The sequence below is a fragment of the Dictyobacter alpinus genome (genome assembly GCF_003967575.1).
Lineage (GTDB): Bacteria > Chloroflexota > Ktedonobacteria > Ktedonobacterales > Ktedonobacteraceae > Dictyobacter > Dictyobacter alpinus.
The window spans coordinates 1,294,633-1,313,245 of record NZ_BIFT01000002.1 but is presented as its reverse complement, the minus strand read 5'-3'; the positions used below and the strand labels follow the sequence as shown (position 1 = coordinate 1,313,245).

Here is an 18,613-nt window from a genome sequence, read left to right as displayed (position 1 = left end):
ATGCGGGAGGTGCAGGAGGGCCCTGCACCCCCGGTTTTAAGAACTTTTTCAAAAGTCCGGGATGACTCATTGATTTGAATAGTTACTTCATGATAACGAATTCAATTTTGCCATGCAAGGGCTAGCTACATTTATTTTGAGACATGCATCTATGTAAAAATATAGAAAAGAAGAATTTGGAGCGAGGCTTATGCGCTATTGTCTGTATTGTGGGGCTGTTAATGCGGATCAAGATAGTATGTGTTTTGCCTGCGCACGTCCCCTGACTGGTCCATTGGAGCTAGATACGACTGAATCCCTGCTCCAGAATCGCTATCGGTTGCTTACCCAGATTGGTAGTGGTGGTTTTGGTGCAGTCTATCGGGCGGTCGATACACAGTCACAGGATACTATTGTAGCGATCAAGCAGATTCATTTGAGTGGCTTGAGTCCACAGCAGGTTATCGAGGCGACCGATGGCTTTAATCGTGAACTGCACCTGCTCTCAGATTTAGTACATTCCCATGTACCGACGATCTATGATCATTTTACTGATCAGGAACATTGGTATCTGGTGATGCAGTTTATTGAAGGGGAGACCCTGGAAGCGTATCTGCATAATAATTGGAGTGCCGGTGCCAGCCATACCCGCACATTACCCCTGGATGAAGTACTGGATTTGGCGGTGCAACTGTGTGATGTGTTGGACTATTTGCATAAGCGCCAACCCGCTATTATTTATCGTGATCTTAAACCCGCCAATATTATGCGTACGCCACAGGGAGAGCTCTATCTGATCGATTTTGGTATCGCCCGTCTCTACAAGCCCGGTCAGGTCAAGGATACTATTCCGTTTGGCTCTCCTGGTTATGCTGCACCAGAGCAATATGGTAAGGCGCAAACCACACCCCGCGCTGACATCTATAGTCTGGGTGCTCTGCTGCACCAGTTTCTCTCAGGTATCGATCCATCGCTTAATCCTTTCTCGTTTGCGCCATTACGGCTCTATGGGCAGGATGGTCTGGCTGAACTTGAAACCCTGATCCTGACGATGGTTGAACTGGATGCCTCCAAGCGCCCCACCACTATTGATGTTGTCAGTACACAGCTTCAAGAAATCATCCAGAGGCGGCAGCAGAGAAGCCCGCTTATCCGCCAGGTACCGCTTGCCAATCAGCCAAACATCGCGTCAGGTGGCCAAAATCAACAGAACTATTCATCGGCTTACTATGTGCCCGGTGGGCAGATGCAGCAACAGATGGCGGCCCAGCGCAAAAAGACCATCACGCGCCGAGGCATGATGATTGGTGGCGTGGCCACGCTGGCCCTGATCATGGGTACTGATGTTGTGGGCTGGATATCGCATATATTGGATCGGGATGGCAATGTTAGTTCGCGACCAGCCCTGATTATGGGGCCCGATAGAGATAATGCTGCTCCCACTGCTGCAGCTCAACCCTCTTCCCCCGATGATACATGGGCCTTTACTACCATTTCAACCACGGCGAAGCAGCAGGTTGTACGTTTCTCGCCTGATCAACAACGTTTTGCCGCCCTCAATCAACCAGCTACCATCACCTTTTGGAGACCAGGAAAAGCGGCCGCTTATGAACTACAACGCAAAGTGTCGGTGCAAAGCAAAGGGCCTCTACACACTATCGAGTGGTCCAGAGATGGATCTGCTCTGCTGGCCGCAACTGAGCGAGAAGTATATCTTTTGCGTTTAGACCAATCACAGGCGATGCCACTAAAACTTAATGTGTCTGTTCCTATTGCGACGGTCGTCTGGCATCCAACCGAGACCCGCTTTCTGATAGGTGGATCAGATGGCAGTATCACTGTTTTTGCAACCAACAATCCTGATCGGTTAACCGGTTGGAAGCAGGTACAACATTACGCCATAAAGAACGCTCAAGCCTCCACCGGCAAAGGACATTTTTCTAATGCGGCTTGGTCTGATGATGGAAGATACATTGCCGCACCGAGTCAGGGCAATGAAATTTATATCTGGTCTACTGATACTGGTGAACTGTATAATAACGTTCAAATTCCATTAGAGGACGGCCAGATTACGTACCTGGATTGGTATAAAGGGAACAATCATGTGGTAATGGTCGGGACCACTAAGGGAGTTGTCCATCTGGCTGATTTTATCCGCCCGGGTGGTAGCGAGCGCTTGCAACTCATCCCCGAAGTTGTCGTGCAGGATATAACGCAGTATTTGCCTTACTATCAGCTATTTGTTGCCACCAATAATGGCCTCTATGTCTGGTATCCTATGTCCGGCCTGAAAGCCTGGCAACAGATAGAGGCGGTGGCTCTGCCAGACAACCTGCAGTCGATTACCGTAGCTGGCGAGAAGAAGCCAACCCTGCTGATAACAACGGGCGAGAATGATATTGGCATCCTGGTATAACTTCGCCTTCCTGCCATACGTATATCCTATAGTTCTATCTGACTTCACAACGCCAGATGAAAGCAAGAAAAGCATTGCCCGCACACAAATTGTGAGCACAAAAGGAGGCATCTCCAATGGAAAAAAAACCACCAGTTGGAAAAACCCTGGCCTGGGTCTACGGCGGCGTCGTTTCATTTGTAACCGTCTATATTATTGGCGGCATCATCCTGGAAAAAATCTGGCCCAAAAACTAGCCATTTTAAGTCTAACCAAACAAGCAACCATTTTAAACATGAGTCACCCCGATTTTTAAGAACGGGTGTTCTCTTTTTCTCAATGCGCCTGAGAAGCGGGGTTGCAAGGGGCAGCCGGCCCCTTGCCGGGGTTCCTGACTTTTTATCACATTTTTAGTCGTCGAATCGTGGGAGTAGAAAAGCCACGATTCTTGGTACGCATGCCATTGGAATAGCCAAGAACGAAGAGAAAGGAGAAGGTGATGTTGTCCCCAGCAATCTTGTTGTCGTCTCAGCAGTGGGCCCAAGCAACCTTTGGCTCGGTCCAACTGGGCGATCCACGTCGTGTGAAGCGTGCCGTCGATCTTGCGTTTCATCTGGCGCAGAATCCACAAGCGTCTCTGCCTGGTGTGTTGAACCCGGCGGCTTTGCAAGCGTCCTATCGATTTGTGCATTCGTCGCATACCTCGTATGAACGTCTGGTTGCCCCCCATTGGGAGCACACACGACAAGCCTGCCACCAGCATCGGCAAGTCTTGTTGATTCAGGATACCACGGAGATGGATTACCAGGCTCATCCTACGACACGTGGACTGGGACCCATTGGAAATGGAACGCATCACGGCTTTCTGTTGCAAAGCGTCCTGGCTGTTGTCCCCCAGCATGATCAGTTGTTGGGATTGGCTCATCAAGAACCCTTTTTGCGCCAGCCAGCCCCTGAGAAAGAGAGCAAACAGCAACGCTGGAAACGCGAACGGGAATCGGAGGTATGGGAACGTAGTGTGCTCACACTGGGCTCGCCTCCTGTTGGCTGTCAATGGATTCATGTGGGCGACCGCTACAGTGACATCTTTTCGTTCATGCGCCAATGCCGAGAGCAGGGGTGTGATTTTCTCGTCCGGGCCTATGAAGATCGCTGTATTGATCTGTTGGTGGAACAGGGGGAGGCACCTGTGCCTCCACGATCGCATCATCATCGTAGCCCAACGCTGCATTTGCTGGAGATGGTCAAGCAGATGCCCATTCGATCGAGCATGTGGATGGAGCTCAAGTGTAGTCAGAAACACCCGACCCGCAAGGTCCTTTTGGCAGTGAGTTGGCAGTGTGTGCGTCTGTTGCCTCCCCGCACCCGGGAAGCCAACCAGTGGCGTCCGCTGGTGATCTGGGTGATCCGCGCATGGGAACCTGATCCCCCGGAAAGGGTTGAAGCCTTGGACTGGATCTTGTTGAGCTCGATTCCCACCACCACAGCCACTCAGGCTCAAGAACGGGTCGCGTGGTATCGCAGGCGTTGGATTGTTGAGGACTATCACCAAGGTCTCAAAACGGGATGCCATATGGAAGAACGAGAGATTCGAGATTACGAGGGATTGCGAACATTGTTGGGCATCATTGCCCCCATTGCCGTGCGCTTGTTGCAATTGCGCGTGCTTTCGCGTCAATGTCCTGACGAGTTGGCGCGGGTAGTGATACCCACTGACATTGTGCTGGTGGTGGCTCATTTGAGTGGGCATCCAGCACAAACCATGACAGTGCGGCAATGCTGGCATGGCATTGCACGTCAAGGTGGCTACTTGGGTCGCAAAGGCGATGGTCCACCCGGATGGAAAACCTTGTGGCTGGGATGGATGTATATCCAGAACGTGTTGCAGGGAGTGCAACTCGCCTCCCTCCTTTCGAATCAACTAGATTTGTGATAAAAAGTCAGCACCCCCGGCAGGGCGCTCCGCCCCTGCACCTCGGTTTTGGACTTTTGTTCCAAAAATTTGGGATGACTCATTAGGGTACCTTTATACACTTGAGAAAAGTGAGCTCGTTTGTTTCATGACAAACGAGCTCACTTTTTGGGGTTTGTTGATAGTACCGGCATATGTTATACACTGCAAAGGATAGAATTAATATGACCTGTAGCTGAGGAAAATAGACATGAAGAGAGAGGAATAAATGATGCGTGTAGTTTCTCTGTTGGCGGCCGCAACCGAGATGATTGCGGAACTGGGCTGTGTGGATCAACTGGTGGGATGTTCTCATGAGTGTGATTATCCTGCTGAGATTCGCCAGTTGCCGGTGGTGAGTAAGACGTTGATCGATACCAATACCAGTAGTGCTGAAATTGATGTTCAGGTTAAGCAAGCTGCCACTATCTGTAATGTACCGCAAACTAATGCTCTGGCTGCTTTGAGCGTGTATACGATCGATGCTCAACTATTACAGCGTTTGCAGCCGGATGTGATTGTGACGCAGACGCAATGTGATGTTTGTGCTGTGAGCCAGGAAGATGTAGAGCTGGCTTTGCAGCAGACGATTGGACTACGACCTCGTATTGTGGCGCTGGCGCCATATGATTTGCAGGATGTCTGGCAGAATGTTCTGCTGATTGGCGAAGCACTTGAGAGAGAGGCACTGGCCAGAAGCCTGGTAGATGGATATCAGCGACGTCTGACGCGCTTGAAAGAGCAGACACAATTATTGGTACAGCAAGCGGGCTACAAGCCACGTGTGGCGGTGCTGGAATGGTTAGATCCCTTGATGGGTGCTGGCAACTGGACACCAGATCTGGTGGGATATGCTGGTGGCGAAAATCTATTTGGGACCAGTGGAGCCCATTCTCCCTGGATCAACTGGGAGGAGTTTGCAGCCGCTGATCCAGATGTGATTGTGCTCGCGCCCTGTGGCTATACACTTGAGCGCACACAGCAAGACATTCCTTTGCTCCAACAGCATCCTGGTTGGCAAAACTTGCAGGCAGTAAAGCAGGGACGTGTCTATGCCATTGATGGGAACGCGTATATTAACCGCTCAGGACCGCGCCTGGTCGAATCAGCCGAATTATTAGCCCGCGCTATCTGGGGTTCTCAATTAAATATCGACGTGATTGCAGATGCATATCAACAGATTACCAATTAGCAAAGGATGTCGCATTACAGTATTGATGGGTTTTTGCTGGTAAAGATTTTGTCAGATCCTCCATATTTATAATAGGAAAGTACCAGTTTCTCTCGTGTATTGCACACCGCATATCTCAAATACTGTATTCTTACATTACCGTGTTAAAAAAGCTTTGTTTTTTCTACACGGTAATGTAAGAATACAGTATTTTTTTAGAAGGACACTTTTTGTGATGAAGAGACTACAAAGTTTGAAGTGGGTACTGAGTGCTATATTTTGTATGCTGCTATTGACAGCATGTGGAGCACAAGGCACACCCACGGATGCCACAGGAAAAGGGGATACTTCAAATTTGGTCCCTTCTCCCACTGCTCAAAAGACTGGTAAGACGCCAACGGTAGCCAGGAATGCGAAGCCGACCGCGACACCAGTTGACATATCTATGAAGCCGAAGCCGACTCCAACGCCGAAGGTTGTGCCAACAGTAGCGCCAACCCCAACGCCAGTCCCTGTGATCGTCCCGACCCAGGCTCCACCTGCACCTACCGCGCCTGCGATGGTACCAGCTCAGCCACCAGCCTCAACTGGCGGCGGCAATAGTATGCAGCCAGCCGCGCAAGCAGTCTTTACCCTGATTAACCAGGAACGTGCCAGCATGGGATTGGGTCCACTTACATGGAGTGCGCAACTGGTACAAAGCGCGCATAATCATAATCAAACGATGGCCGCCGCCAATCAACTCTCCCATCAACTTCCAGGCGAGCCCTACTTTGGAGATCGTGAGCGTCAGGCTGGTGTTAACTGGGTTGCCGGTGCGGAAAATATCGGTGTTGGCTATGGTGATCCTACCACAGCCTCTGTCGGCTTAAATAAAGCCATGTTTGGCGAACAGCCACCCGATGATGGCCACCGCCGCAACATTCTCTCGACCAGTTGTACCATGATCGGCATTGATGTACTGGTTGATACCGCCCACAGTCGCATCTGGCTGACAGAAGATTTCGCAGGCGTCTAAACCTTACAGGATAGAACATTTACCAGCCAGACATACACAGAGAAAGCCGCAGGATCTGTCCTGCGGCTTTCTCTGTGTATGAAGCTTGCGGGGAAGGTATCTTTCAGGGAGCGCATTGACCTGCATTGACAACGCCAAATGATGTTGTTATGATCTTGCTACCCTTTTTGGTCACTGGAATTATTGTATGTCTATACCCACGAATAGATTGCTATGACTGATATAAAAAAACACCTGCCCGCCATTCTTTCCTGTATTCGTTTTGGTGTGTTCAGGTCTGATCCTCTGGAAGTAATGAAGTCCGAGTTACGGCAACTTTTACCGGCGAGCTATGGTATTGTTGCGGCTGGCCATGTGGCGAATAAACGGCAGCAACAGTCTGCCCTCCTCGATTTGATCATCTATGACACCACTATACCCGTTTCCTCAACGGCTCTTGATGAGACCGTGATCGATATTGCTCAGGTTTTGCTGGTAGTTGTGCTGGTTGATAAGTTGGACCGATCAGCGCTGGCTAGCAGTTTGCAGCGCGTCGCTAGCGTCAAAACATTGACTTTGACGCAGGAGAAGTCCACGAAAAAAGCCAGCGTATGGAGGAAATTGCAGCCGCTGGGAGCGGTCATATTTAATCGTCTGGTAGATGCAGCATCTGATTGCTCGGGAGCATGGGATGCAAATGATCGATCTGCGACTTTCTCAATTGGCCCCAACGGATCTGCGTGGACTGCCTGTGGCTGACACTGAGCATGGACTTTCGCGCTGGTATCCACCAGAATTTTTGCCACGTGAGGGTCAGGGCATCCTTTTCCTTGATGAATTGAATCTTGCTCCACCTGCTATGCAAGGTATGGCCCAGCAGTTGATTCTAGATCGTCGGGTCGGTTCCTATACAGTGCCTGATGACTGGTTTGTCGGGGCGGCCGGAAACCGTAAAGAGGATCGTGCTTCAGTCTTTGATATGCCAGCACCACTGGCGAATCGCTTTATTCACTTAAATGTAGAACCACATTTTGAGAGCTTTAAAATTTATGCTTTGCAAAATACGATCCATGAGCATATTCTGGGCTTCTTATCTTTCAGGCCGGCGCTCTTACATAAATTAGATCCGCAACAGCCTGCGTGGCCCTCTCCTCGTTCCTGGATGATTGCGAATAAGCTTTATGCATTGAATATGGATATCTCCTATGTTGTTGGTATGGGAGCCGCCAGTGAGTTGGCTTCCTTTGTGAAACTGTATAATCAGCTACCAGACGTTGAAGTGGTGCTGCAAGGCATGGTGAGGATATCGTATTTCCTTCGGAGCCATCCCAGCATTATGCTATGACCACGGCATTGACTATCAGGGCAAAGAACCTGCAAGAGAGCTATCAGGCTTTTCGCTGGATGGCAGCCAGTGCGGGCCATGAATGGATTCAGCTTTTTGCCACCGATCTTTTCCGTCTGGCGTAAGCCCGTAATGAAATTGGCAAGCTGGCAGCACTGACTCAACGCGATCCGACTTTGCAAAAGATGTTTGTGGACTACATGGGAATGTTAGAAGCAGTGAAATGATGCAACAGAATCAATTTGAACGACGCATCTCGGCCACGATCATACAGCTGCGTTTGCGCTCGCCTTTTTTCGCGACGCTGGCTCTCTTTGCCTCTATTCGGCAATCTCATAGTATTCCTACAGCAGCCACAGATGGACGAGATATCTTTATTAATCCAGTTTTCTGGCAAAGCTTATCATCTGCTGAGCAACTGGGCGTGTTTGTGCATGAGGTGTTGCATGCAGCCCTGTTACATGTGCCACGTCGTGGTACGCGGGATCCTATCCGCTGGAATATCGCGGCCGATATCGTGGTCAATGGCATGATTCTGGCGCAGAAAGATTTTGTGTTGCCCAAAGGTATCATTCGCGATCACAAGCTAGAGCATTTGAGTGTCGAAGAAATTTATTATCTGCTTGAAAAGTCATATGTGGGAGATGCCTTCACGCTAGAGCATCCAGATTTATTAGATTTGCCGGCAGGAGCGATTTCGGCGGCTGAATATCATGAATTAGAAGTTCACTGGCGGCAGGCATTGCAGCAGGCCAGTACCATCACTGATGTACTGGGACATGGGAATATGCCCGCTGGACTGCAACGTGAGCTTGCACATATCAATCCAGCCCAGCTCGATTGGCGCTCCTATCTCTGGCGTTTTCTAGTGCACACGCCAGTCGACTTTCAAGGCTTCGATCGACGCTTCATTGGGCAAGGACTCTATCTCGACAGCCTGGCTGGTGAAAAGCTGCATATCTATATTGCCGTTGATACCAGTAGCCCGATTGGCTCGACTGAGATAGCCCAATTTCTAGGTGAAGTACAGGGTATCCTGGGTGCGTATCCCCACCTGGAGGCTCAACTCTATTATGCCGATGCGGGCTGCTATGGCCCATATACTCTGACCCCCGACTCAAAGATTCCCGCGCCTGTTGGAGGTGGCGGCACCGATTTTCGTCCTTTTTTTACTACTGTCGAGTCGCAAACATCAGCTTTTGATGCTGGTATCTGCGTCTACTTTACCGATGGTTATGGGTATTTTCCAGCTGAGGCTCCCTCTCTCCCAGTTCTATGGATCATCTCATCAGGTGGCATTGATGCTAAAAACGTTCCTTTTGGGGAAGCCGTACGCTTGATCCCTGATGTAAAATGATGAGCAGGTATCTTGCTCTGTTTCCATGGACGCAGAGCAAGATACCGTGACCACGTTCTCTATTCCCAAGAAAGAAACATTAATGGATCTCTATGCTTATCCCAAAGTTGAATTGCACCTGCACCTGGATTGTTCGTTGAGCTATGATGTGGTACATGCCATTGATCCGACCGTAACCAAAGAAATCTATCAGAGTGAATTTGTCGCTCCCGATAAGTGTATCAATCTGGTAGATTTCTTGAAACGTGCCCCCAAAGGTATCGCCTTGATGCAGACTCCTGAGCACCTGCGCCTGGTGGTAAAGGATCTTTTTGCCCAGTTACAACGCGATCATGTTATCTATGCCGAGATTCGCTTTGCACCTTTGTTGCATACCGAGCAAGGACTCTCCCCTGAAGATGTTGTGCGCATTGTCGAGGCTGCCACCAGCGAAGCTATTACTGAGACTGGCATTGAAGCCCGCCTGCTCCTCTGTGCCCTGCGCCATTTTAGCACTGAAGAGAGCATGCAGACGGTTCGCCTGGTCGAGCAGTTCCAGGGCACCACTGTCGCAGGACTCGATCTGGCCGGCGATGAGGCTGGCTATTCCCTGGATGCGCATATTCCAGCGTTCCAATATGCCATTGAACATGGATTGGCACGTACCGCGCATGCCGGTGAGGCCAGAGGGGCTGCCAGTGTCTGGGAGACCCTGGAACATCTTCATCCCACACGCATCGGCCACGGTGTACGTAGTAGCGAAGATCCTAATCTGCTCGACAAATTGCGCGCTGAAAAGATCCATCTTGAAGTGTGTCCGATGTCTAATCTGCAAACAAATATCTATGACATCTATGCTGACCATCCCGTTGACTATCTTTATCAGCAAGGCGTCTCGCTGAACATTAACACTGACTGCCGCATGATTACGCCGGTCACCTTGAAACGCGAGTATGAACAGCTCCACGCTAACTTCCAATGGGACACACAACACTTCCTCACCTGCAATCTGCATGCGCTAGAAGCCGCCTTTCTTCCGCAAGAGATCAAGCAGAAACTAAAGCAGCGTTTGCGAGAAGCCTATCCTGCCTCATAACTAGTGACAGCGGCAAATCTTTTTGAAGCAGACAATGGCGAGACGGCCACGACCGTCTCGCCATTGTCTGCTTCAAAAACCAGCGAGCGCCGCCGGTGCAAAGTGTCAATGCTTCTATTGATCTGCAAGAGTCTCTTGCTGAGATAGGTTTCTTTTGATACAATGTCAACGATGTATTTTACAGGCTTTAGGTGGTGAAGGAAGATTTGAAATGCATTCGATGATATCTTAGGCAAAGATATCCCAAAGGCGGTTAGTTCATGGGAAAAGCCATCATCCCTCCCATTGTCTGTCCTACGCTGGTTGGTAGGGCAGAGCAATTTGCATCTTTACAGCAGCTTATCACGCAGACTGGCACAGGTAATAGCAATCTGGTTTTAATCCGTGGTGAGGCTGGTATTGGTAAAACTCGTTTGATCACCGAAGCCAGGCTCTTTGCCCAGACTCAACACATGTTGGTGCTAGAAGGGCATTGTTTTCCAGCCGATTATGCCTGTCCCTATGCTCCCTTGCTTGACCTTCTGCGCGCATTCGCGGCACATTCGTCAGCTGACGAGCATGTACTGGCCGTGAGATCGCTGGCCAGTGATATTTTTCCGCTCTTACCAGAATTTGTGCCAGCTCAGGCATCGATCAGTACTCAACTTGAACCCGAACAAGAGAAGCGCCGCCTCTTTGCTATACTCACCACTTTTTTTTTGCAGCAAGCCACTCGTCATCCTCTGCTCTTAATTATTGAAGATATTCACTGGTGCGATGATACCAGTCTGGATTTTCTTCATTACTTAATGCGACGGGCGCAAAAGGTTCCTTTGCTTTTATTGGTTTCGTATCGGCATGATGAGATCCATCCAGGACTCAGCCATTGGTTGGTCGAGCTTGAACGAGAACGGTCAGGCCATGAGATTGTTTTAGCTCCACTGCTGCAAGGCGATGTTGATGTGATGCTCTCCGCTATCTTTGAGCAACAGCATACCGCGCTTGACATGCGCCGCTTCTTGCATGGTGAACTCCTGAATATCCTCTACACCCTGACCGAGGGGAATCCTTTATTTGTGGAAGAGACAATTAGTTCTCTGGTTGTAGCAGGCGATATTGCTTACATTCATGGATACTGGAATCGTACAGCTATCGACAAGATACAAATTCCCAGGAGCGTGCAGGAAACGGTACGGAGGCGCACCGAACGGCTGGCGGCTTCCGCGAGGTATGTGCTCATGCTGGCTGCGGTAGCAGGCCGGCAATTTGATTTTAGCCTGTTGCAGGAAATTACAGCGTATACAGAGGATCAACTGTTGGTATGTATGAAAGAGATTGTCGCGGTTCAACTGGTGGTGGAAGCCTCAGCAGAACAATTTGCTTTTCGCCATGCATTGACGCGGCAGGCTATTTATACACAACTGCTCACACGTGAGCGTATCAAATTTCATAATTTGATTGCTGAGACACTGGAACGCCTGGCAGATCCACATACGGATGTGCATGTTGAGGATCTGGCCTATCACTTTTATCAGGCACACAACTGGCAAAAGACTCTAGCGTATGCCAGACGTGCTGGCGCAAAAGTTCTGCAGCTTTATGCCCATCGGGCGGCCATCGATTATTTTAGCTGGGCCATTGAGGCCATCCAACACCTTTCTGCTCATCCAGTTCCAGATCTTTATCGGGCACGTGGACAGGCTTATGAGACATTGGGAGAATTTGAGCAGGCCCGGCAAAATTATCTTCTGGCCTTAGAAGCGGCTGAATTGCTTGATGAGCAAGTTTCTCGCTGGCAAAGCATGCTTGATCTGGGTTTTTTGTGGGCTGAGCGTGATTACCGTCAGGCGGAAACCTGGTTTCTTCAGGCGCTCACACTGTCACAGACCTTGCATGATCCAGCCCTGCATGCACGGAGCCTGAATCGCATGGGGAACTGGCAACTCAATATTGGACAGATCCAGGAGGCACTCCAGCAGCATCGCCTGGCGCTCTCTATCTTTGAACATCTGCAAGATGCCGTTGGTATTGGTCAGACCCTGGATTTACTTGGCATGGTAAGCTATCTCGGTGGAGACTTGATCGGAGGAACAGCCTACTATCAACAAGCTATCCAACTTTTTGAAGCATGTGGAGAGCGCCAGTCCCTGACCTCCAGCCTGGCCACCATGATCCTGCGTGGTCCAACCTTCCAGACTGACAGTATGATAGCGGCGGCAACTTTGCCTGAAGTTTTATATGATGCCAGACGGGCTCTTGCAATCGCTATAGAGATCGGACAGCGTTCAGCTGAGGCGTATGCCCTTTTTCAACTGGCTCTCTGTCTGGGCTCACAGGGTGAATATACCGATGCACTGGAAGCTGTGAAGCGCAGTTTACAGATTGCCGAAGAGATTGAGCATCGGCAATGGCAATCCGCTGCCCACACGGTTCTTGGGGGGATATATGCGGCACTATTCCTTTATTCCCAGGCGCAGGAGCACTTTGAGCTGTCTCTTAACCTCGCTCAAGAGACGGGCTCTGCGCTCTGGATACATATCGCTACCGCTTATCTGGCTTCTCTATTACTGGTCCGCCAGGAACCAGTTCAGGCTGCCAGGTTATTACAGTTGAAATTTCAGGCTGATATGCCAACGCAGACCATGGCGCAGCGGCTACTCTGGTGTGCCGCAATCGAACTGGCCCTGGCCCAGGGACAACCCGCGCAGGCGCTGGCCTATGTTGAACGCTTGTTAAACGCTGACGGTACCATTGATGGAGAACATACTGGTCTGCGTATACTCATTTTGCGTGGAGACGCTTTAGCCGCTCTACAGCGCACTCGTGAGGCTGAGGAATGTTGGCTAAGCGCGCAGAAATTGGCGATCCGCATGGGATCCCGACCACGTCAATGGCCTCTTTGTATTTCTCTTGGAAATCTCTATAAGGCTGCGAAAAGAAATGCAGATGCAGAAAAAGCATATACCACAGCCCGGCTTTTAATTGAGGAGTTGGCGACCACCATAGCTGATGAATCCCTCCAACATACCTTCTTACAACAGGCACTGGCACACTTGTTGACTATCTCTCCTCCGACCCCCAAAAAGATAGTCAGGCAGCATATGGATGGACTGACCGGACGAGAGTGCGAGGTGGCGGCTTTAATTTCCATGGGCTATTTCAACCGTGAGATTGCCAGTACCCTGGTCGTCAGTGAGCGTACCATTGAAACGCATGTCAGCAATATTCTTTTCAAGTTGAACTTCACCTCACGTCGACAAATTGCTAGCTGGGTCAAAGAAAAAGATCTTAAGCTGGATCAATAAATGACAAAATAGCATACTGATCCGCTTATGCCTGAAGTTTCTACGTATCAGTTGCTACCGATTTCTACGTACTCTCCCTTTTATAATCTCCGTGTTCGTCCACGATGTCAAAATACCACATTCCGACTACACTTAAAGAGTCGGCCGAGAACTGTTCCAGCTTGGACACGTACCAGATATCTTTATATAAGTAAAGGGGATACACGATGGAGAACATGGTCAATAAAAGCTTAAATACGCCGGATGAGGTCAGGTCATTACCCAAAACCAGGGTTGATGTTATTGATTTCGGGGAAATCTCTCTGATGAAATTGACCTTTGAGCCAGGATGGAGATGGTCGGAGCATGTGAAGCCTACGGCGGGAACCGCGAGTTGTGAGGTGCCGCATTTCAATTACTGCCTTTCTGGACGCCTGCATGTGCGTATGGACGATGGCAGCGAGAGCGAAATCGGACCTGGTGATGCTCAGCTGCTAGCTTCAGGACATGATGCCTGGGTGGTAGGAAACGAACCGTATGTGGGACTGGATTTCCAGGGTGGTCACCTCTATGGGAAACCGGCGCACTAGCCGAAAAGCGGGTAAGGAGAGTCACTACGTTCTTCTTACCCTCCTGATAATGCAACGCAAGGAAGAGAGGTACGACCATGGCGAGACCGCTACGGCTAATGGCCATCATGGCCCATCCCGATGATGAAGCTTTAGGTAATGGTGGTATGCTGGCCCGCTATGCAGAGGAAGGTATCAGAATTTCATTGCTCACCGCCACACGTGGAGAACGTGGCTGGCCAGGTGATCCACAGGCCTATCCTGGTTTAGAGGCGCTCGGGAGACAGCGCGAAGACGAATTGCTAGATGCTGTTGGTGTACTGAGCATTCGTTACGTTGATTTTTTAGGCTATATTGATGGAGAGCTCGATCAGGCCCATCCTGCCGAAGCAATTGGCAAAATCGTCGGCCATATTCGTCATGTGCGGCCAGATGTCGTGGTCACCTTTGGTCCTGATGGCATTTACGGACATCCCGACCATATCGCCATTTCCCAGTTTGCTACTGCGGCAGTTATTGAAGCAGCCAATGCCGCTTCCCCCTATTACCAGAGCCTCCCGGCCCATCGGGTGGCGAAATTTTACTATATGGTTGCGACGCAAGGTTTATTGGATGCTTATCAGGCAGTTTTCGGGGATATGGTAATGCATATCGATGAGCAACCGCGTAGTGGAGTCGCCTGGCCGGAGTGGGCAGTAACCACCAAAATAAATATTGCAGGTTACTGGCCAACTGCTTTGCAGGCCATTGCCTGTCATCGCACACAATTACCTTTGTATGCCACGCTTGAGCACAAGCTTGCTCTGCTCTCGGAAGAACAGAGGCAGGAATTATGTCATGTCCAGCGTTATTATCGTGTTTTTAGCCAGGTCAATGGTGGTCGTCACGTGGAAGATGATCTCTTTGAAGGTTTACGGTAATGAGAAGTTCTTGATCAGCAGATCAGTAAGGAAGTTTATCCATGCATGCAGCAGATATTCTTATCTATGGTCAGCGCACATTTCTTCAATCCACCGATAGCATTCCAGCCTCTTCTCAAGATTTGCCTGGGGCCTGTGGTACCTGGTCTGTTAAAGACATTATTGCCCATCTAGCCTCCTTTGAGCAGGTGCTTGTGGATATCTTAGCTGGCTTTGTTAATGCCAGTTCAGGTACAGCGCTACAAACATTTATTGATACTGGTAACCAGTTTAATGATAGCGAGGTTAGCAAACGGAAAGATCAGAGCTATCAACTTGTGCTGACCGAGTTAAGCGAGTCTCATGCTAAAAGTTTGTCGCTACTCGCGCTGATCCCGCCAGAGCTGTGCCGCCAAACAGGCACGCTTCCCTGGTATGGTGCCAGCTATTCATTAGATGATGTCATTGTCTACATGTATTATGGACATAAACGTGAGCATAGCGCGCAAATTGACCTCTTTCTCACCAACTTGCGTGCGTAGTACGTATGACATGGTGTAAAAAATGTGTTGTAACACATTTTTTACACCATGTCATACGGCGATTGTAAGCACTATTCGCGAGTATCAAGCACCTATTCCATAAGAGCTATGAGTCTTTTTTAGTGACCAATGACTGGTATTCTGGATGGTGCTTAATGTATTGGGAGACAAATGGACAGAGAGGAACGACTGTGAGCTGCGCGGAACGGGCGTCTTCCAGTGCCGTCTGTGCCAATTTACCGGCCAGACCATGACCTTCAAAGGCGGGTGGCACACTGGTATGCAGATAGGTAATGCGATCACCCTCACGCTCATAGGCCAGGATCGCTAGCTGTCCATCATCCAGATGGATCTCGTACTGTTCTTCATTAGTGTTATTTTCAACCTTGATTGCGTTATCGCTCATGGTAGTGATTTTTCCTTTGTCTGTGCCTTGCCCGATGATGACCACCAGATAAGGCGCTGGCTGTGATGATAGAAGGCGCCTGCACTCAGGCCTGATGAAAATATAAACAACATAAATGACCTATTCATTCCGCTGATTTATATTGTATCCCTGCATAAAACCGCTTTGAAGAGGCGAATGTAGCGCCAATGCGCAGCCACCTCTTCAGGGAACGATAACCACTAACGCTATGCTAAAGTAATCTCCGCATTGGCATAACGCCCGATGGTTGTTTCATGGATTGCATTGGCAGTGTGCCAGCGGACCGTCCAATGGCATTCATGGTCGCCGCTAATTGATAACTGCCATTGGTGATTTTGCTGGCTCAATTTCAATCGGGTGGCACTGCCCTGATCATCCCATACAAGCTTTGTTGTATGCTCCTGGCCCGGATAGACCTCTAAGGTAATGTCCTCGGGGACGTTATCGCCGATAAACTGGCGCTCTGGACCCAGTGGTAGGATGGTGCCTGCTTTGACATAAACGGGGATGGTATCCAATGTTGTCTGGCGGGTGATGTAGCGTCCACCCTCGATGCGCTGATCGGTCCAGAAGTCGATCCATTCGCCCTGAGGTAGGTAGATGTGGCGTGCTACGGGTTTGCGTGCTTCACTGAAAACAGGGGCGACCAGCAGGCTTTCACCTAACAAATAGCTATCGTCCACCCGGGCGGTCCCAGGATCCTCCGGAAATTCTAGGAGCAGTGGTCGCAGTAGTGGCAAGCCAAGCTCGTGCGTTTGCCAGGCCATGCTATAAAGATATGGATTGAGGCGGGTACGCAGGCGGGCGTAGCGTTTAAAATTGGCCAGTGCCTCTGTTCCGAATTCCCAGGGTTCACGCGGCGTGGTACCATGGGCACGCGTTAGCGGCGAAAGCATACCAAATTGGGTCCAGCGTATATATAGTTCGGGCGATGGTGGTGGACCATAAAAGCCGCCGATATCATGCGACCAGATACCTGGAGCGCTGAGGGCATAGCCGAGTCCACCGCGTAGCGAGGAGCGCATTGACCAGACATCGGTCTTTGGATCACCACCCCATTGTGCCGGATGGCGCTGGATGCCAGCCCAGCCAGAGCGGCCCCAGATCATGCCCGGCCTGCCAGTCTCCTGCTGAATAATCTCATGCACAGCCTGATTGTAGAGTAGTGGATAGAGATTATGTAAGGTCTCGCCATCCATACCGTTATAAGCGCGTGCCTCACGCGGGACTGCCTCGCCAAAGTCCGTTTTAAAGCAAGCCACGCCAGCCTGGAGTAAGGGACGATGTTGATCCTGCCACCATGCTCGCGCCTCAGGATTGGTGAAGTCCAGTACCGCACGCATATGACCATCCGCTGGCGGCGAACCAAAGTCCGCACTGATAGGCTCACCGGCCTCATTTTTCAGGAAATAGCCAGCTTCAGCTACCTCCGCGAAGCGCCGCGCATGGGATGAGATATATGGCAGCTCCCAGAGTGAGATCTTAAAGTTTTGTTCACCCAGTTGTTTAATCATGCCGGGGAGATCAGGAAAATGCTCTTCACTCACGACAAAGTCGCAGGACAAATTCGGGCGCTCCAACCAGGCGGGATCCAGGTGCAGCACATCGCAAGGCACCTCTTCGGCGCGTAAACGCTCAGCGATGGCTTCAACTTCTGTACGTGTATGATAACGGCAGCGCGACATCCAGACACCGAAGGCCCAGCGTGGGAGCATGCTTGCGCGTCCGGTCAAACGGGTATATTCAGCCAGGATCTCCTTTGGGGTGGCACCAAAAATCAAGAAAAGATCCAGTACCTCCTCACTGACCTGTACGCGGGCAGCGCGGCCCGAGGTCGTACCGAGATGTAATTGGACACGGCTCGGTGTATGGAAGAAGAGGCCGTACTCTTCTGAAGAGAGCAAGAACGGGATATTCTTATAGGCCGCATCCGTCGTCGTGCCCCAGGCATCCTGTGTCCACAGGGTTAGATCGCGTCCACGCTGATCAAAACTGGTGAAGCGTTCACCCAGACCATAGAGATGCTCATCAGGAGTCAGGCTCCAACTCCAATAGGTCTCCTGTTTGCCCTCATCAGGGGTCGCGACTCCTGGCGGCGCGGTACAGAGGAGGCCGTGTACATCGCGATCATCGGTTGCCGTAGACCAGGTACGCTGTGTCGCTTTATGGGTAATGGCAAAAGCAAAAGGATCGCGTTGCAGGCGTATCTGGAAGTCCGCCGTGTTTACGGTGCTCTCAATTTCTGATTGCTCTAATGCGGGTACATGTGGCTGTGTCTGTTCACGGTTGGCAAGGAGCATGCCGAAGTTGCGGGCCTCATTCAATTGTTCAGGTGGTCCAAGGCGCAGGCGCACACAGGTGTTGGAGATAATCTCAACGCGTAACGCCAGATTTTCTTCGATCTGTTTCTCAAAAGGCAGTATATCCGGCGGCCGATTGGGAACATTCGTAAACGTCATTTGATCAAGCAGGGGTTCATTGCTCAGAATGATGGGGCGCGATTCATCGCCGAGGTTACGAAAAGGGATGGTCCCCAGGGTGGCTAGCAGGCCACCCGGGAGAGCTTCGACCGCGCCAAGCTGTCGCGCGAAATATCCCTCAGTTCGTAAGAGACGTTGAATCAACTGAGGTGGGATTTGCATC

The 18,613-nt window shown here is 50.4% G+C and carries 15 protein-coding genes; 13 read left to right on the top strand and 2 right to left on the bottom strand.

Annotation, left to right across the window (positions count from 1 at the left end):
• Window positions 1–190: 190 nt before the first annotated feature.
• The 13 genes from EL633_RS27715 to EL633_RS27665 all read left to right on the top strand — a co-directional run bounded on the left by EL633_RS27715 (window position 191) and on the right by EL633_RS27665 (window position 15,543).
• A complete protein-coding gene (locus EL633_RS27715) occupies window positions 191–2,395 on the top strand; it encodes a WD40 repeat domain-containing serine/threonine protein kinase (RefSeq protein ID WP_126630482.1) in 2,205 nt (734 codons plus the stop codon).
• 478 nt (window positions 2,396–2,873) lie between these two features.
• On the top strand, window positions 2,874–4,307 hold the full coding sequence (locus EL633_RS27710; RefSeq protein WP_126630481.1) for an IS4 family transposase: 1,434 nt from the start codon (window positions 2,874–2,876) through the stop codon (window positions 4,305–4,307).
• Window positions 4,308–4,554: 247 nt separating this feature from the next.
• On the top strand, window positions 4,555–5,517 hold the full coding sequence (locus tag EL633_RS27705; protein WP_126630480.1) for a cobalamin-binding protein: 963 nt from the start codon (window positions 4,555–4,557) through the stop codon (window positions 5,515–5,517).
• Between the two features lie 214 nt (window positions 5,518–5,731).
• A complete protein-coding gene (locus tag EL633_RS27700; protein WP_126630479.1) occupies window positions 5,732–6,514 on the top strand; it encodes a CAP domain-containing protein in 783 nt (260 codons plus the stop codon).
• A gap of 213 nt (window positions 6,515–6,727) precedes the next feature.
• Entirely contained in the window at window positions 6,728–7,252 is a 525-nt protein-coding gene (locus tag EL633_RS36780) for a DUF6602 domain-containing protein (RefSeq protein ID WP_161982490.1), read from the top strand.
• A complete protein-coding gene (locus EL633_RS27695; protein WP_161982489.1) occupies window positions 7,185–7,838 on the top strand; it encodes a P-loop NTPase family protein in 654 nt (217 codons plus the stop codon). The genes EL633_RS36780 and EL633_RS27695 overlap by 68 nt, the downstream gene beginning before the upstream one ends.
• Complete coding sequence (locus tag EL633_RS37940) at window positions 7,835–7,963, top strand: hypothetical protein (RefSeq protein ID WP_281275940.1); 129 nt, start codon at window positions 7,835–7,837, stop codon at window positions 7,961–7,963. The genes EL633_RS27695 and EL633_RS37940 overlap by 4 nt, the downstream gene beginning before the upstream one ends.
• A 98-nt stretch (window positions 7,964–8,061) precedes the next feature.
• Window positions 8,062–9,195 (top strand): vWA domain-containing protein, encoded by a 1,134-nt coding sequence (locus EL633_RS27690; protein WP_126630478.1) that lies wholly within the window; start codon window positions 8,062–8,064, stop codon window positions 9,193–9,195.
• Between the two features lie 82 nt (window positions 9,196–9,277).
• Window positions 9,278–10,270 (top strand): adenosine deaminase, encoded by a 993-nt coding sequence (gene add / locus EL633_RS27685; protein WP_126630477.1) that lies wholly within the window; start codon window positions 9,278–9,280, stop codon window positions 10,268–10,270.
• A 260-nt stretch (window positions 10,271–10,530) separates the two neighbouring features.
• A complete protein-coding gene (locus EL633_RS27680; RefSeq protein WP_126630476.1) occupies window positions 10,531–13,554 on the top strand; it encodes a helix-turn-helix transcriptional regulator in 3,024 nt (1,007 codons plus the stop codon).
• A 206-nt stretch (window positions 13,555–13,760) separates the two neighbouring features.
• Window positions 13,761–14,123, top strand: a complete 363-nt coding sequence (locus EL633_RS27675) for a cupin domain-containing protein (protein WP_126630475.1) — start codon at window positions 13,761–13,763, stop codon at window positions 14,121–14,123.
• A gap of 77 nt (window positions 14,124–14,200) precedes the next feature.
• Window positions 14,201–15,022 (top strand): PIG-L deacetylase family protein, encoded by an 822-nt coding sequence (locus EL633_RS27670; protein ID WP_126630474.1) that lies wholly within the window; start codon window positions 14,201–14,203, stop codon window positions 15,020–15,022.
• Window positions 15,023–15,063: 41 nt separating this feature from the next.
• A complete protein-coding gene (locus EL633_RS27665) occupies window positions 15,064–15,543 on the top strand; it encodes a DinB family protein (protein WP_126630473.1) in 480 nt (159 codons plus the stop codon).
• A gap of 106 nt (window positions 15,544–15,649) precedes the next feature.
• Here the strand turns inward: EL633_RS27665 and EL633_RS27660 are convergent, their stop codons facing one another.
• Both EL633_RS27660 and EL633_RS27655 read right to left on the bottom strand, forming a co-directional pair.
• Window positions 15,650–15,949, bottom strand: coding sequence for a GNAT family N-acetyltransferase (locus EL633_RS27660; RefSeq protein ID WP_126630472.1), 300 nt, complete (start codon window positions 15,947–15,949; stop codon window positions 15,650–15,652).
• A gap of 227 nt (window positions 15,950–16,176) precedes the next feature.
• Window positions 16,177–18,612 (bottom strand): glycoside hydrolase family 31 protein, encoded by a 2,436-nt coding sequence (locus EL633_RS27655; protein WP_126630471.1) that lies wholly within the window; start codon window positions 18,610–18,612, stop codon window positions 16,177–16,179.
• Window position 18,613: the final 1 nt, after the last annotated feature.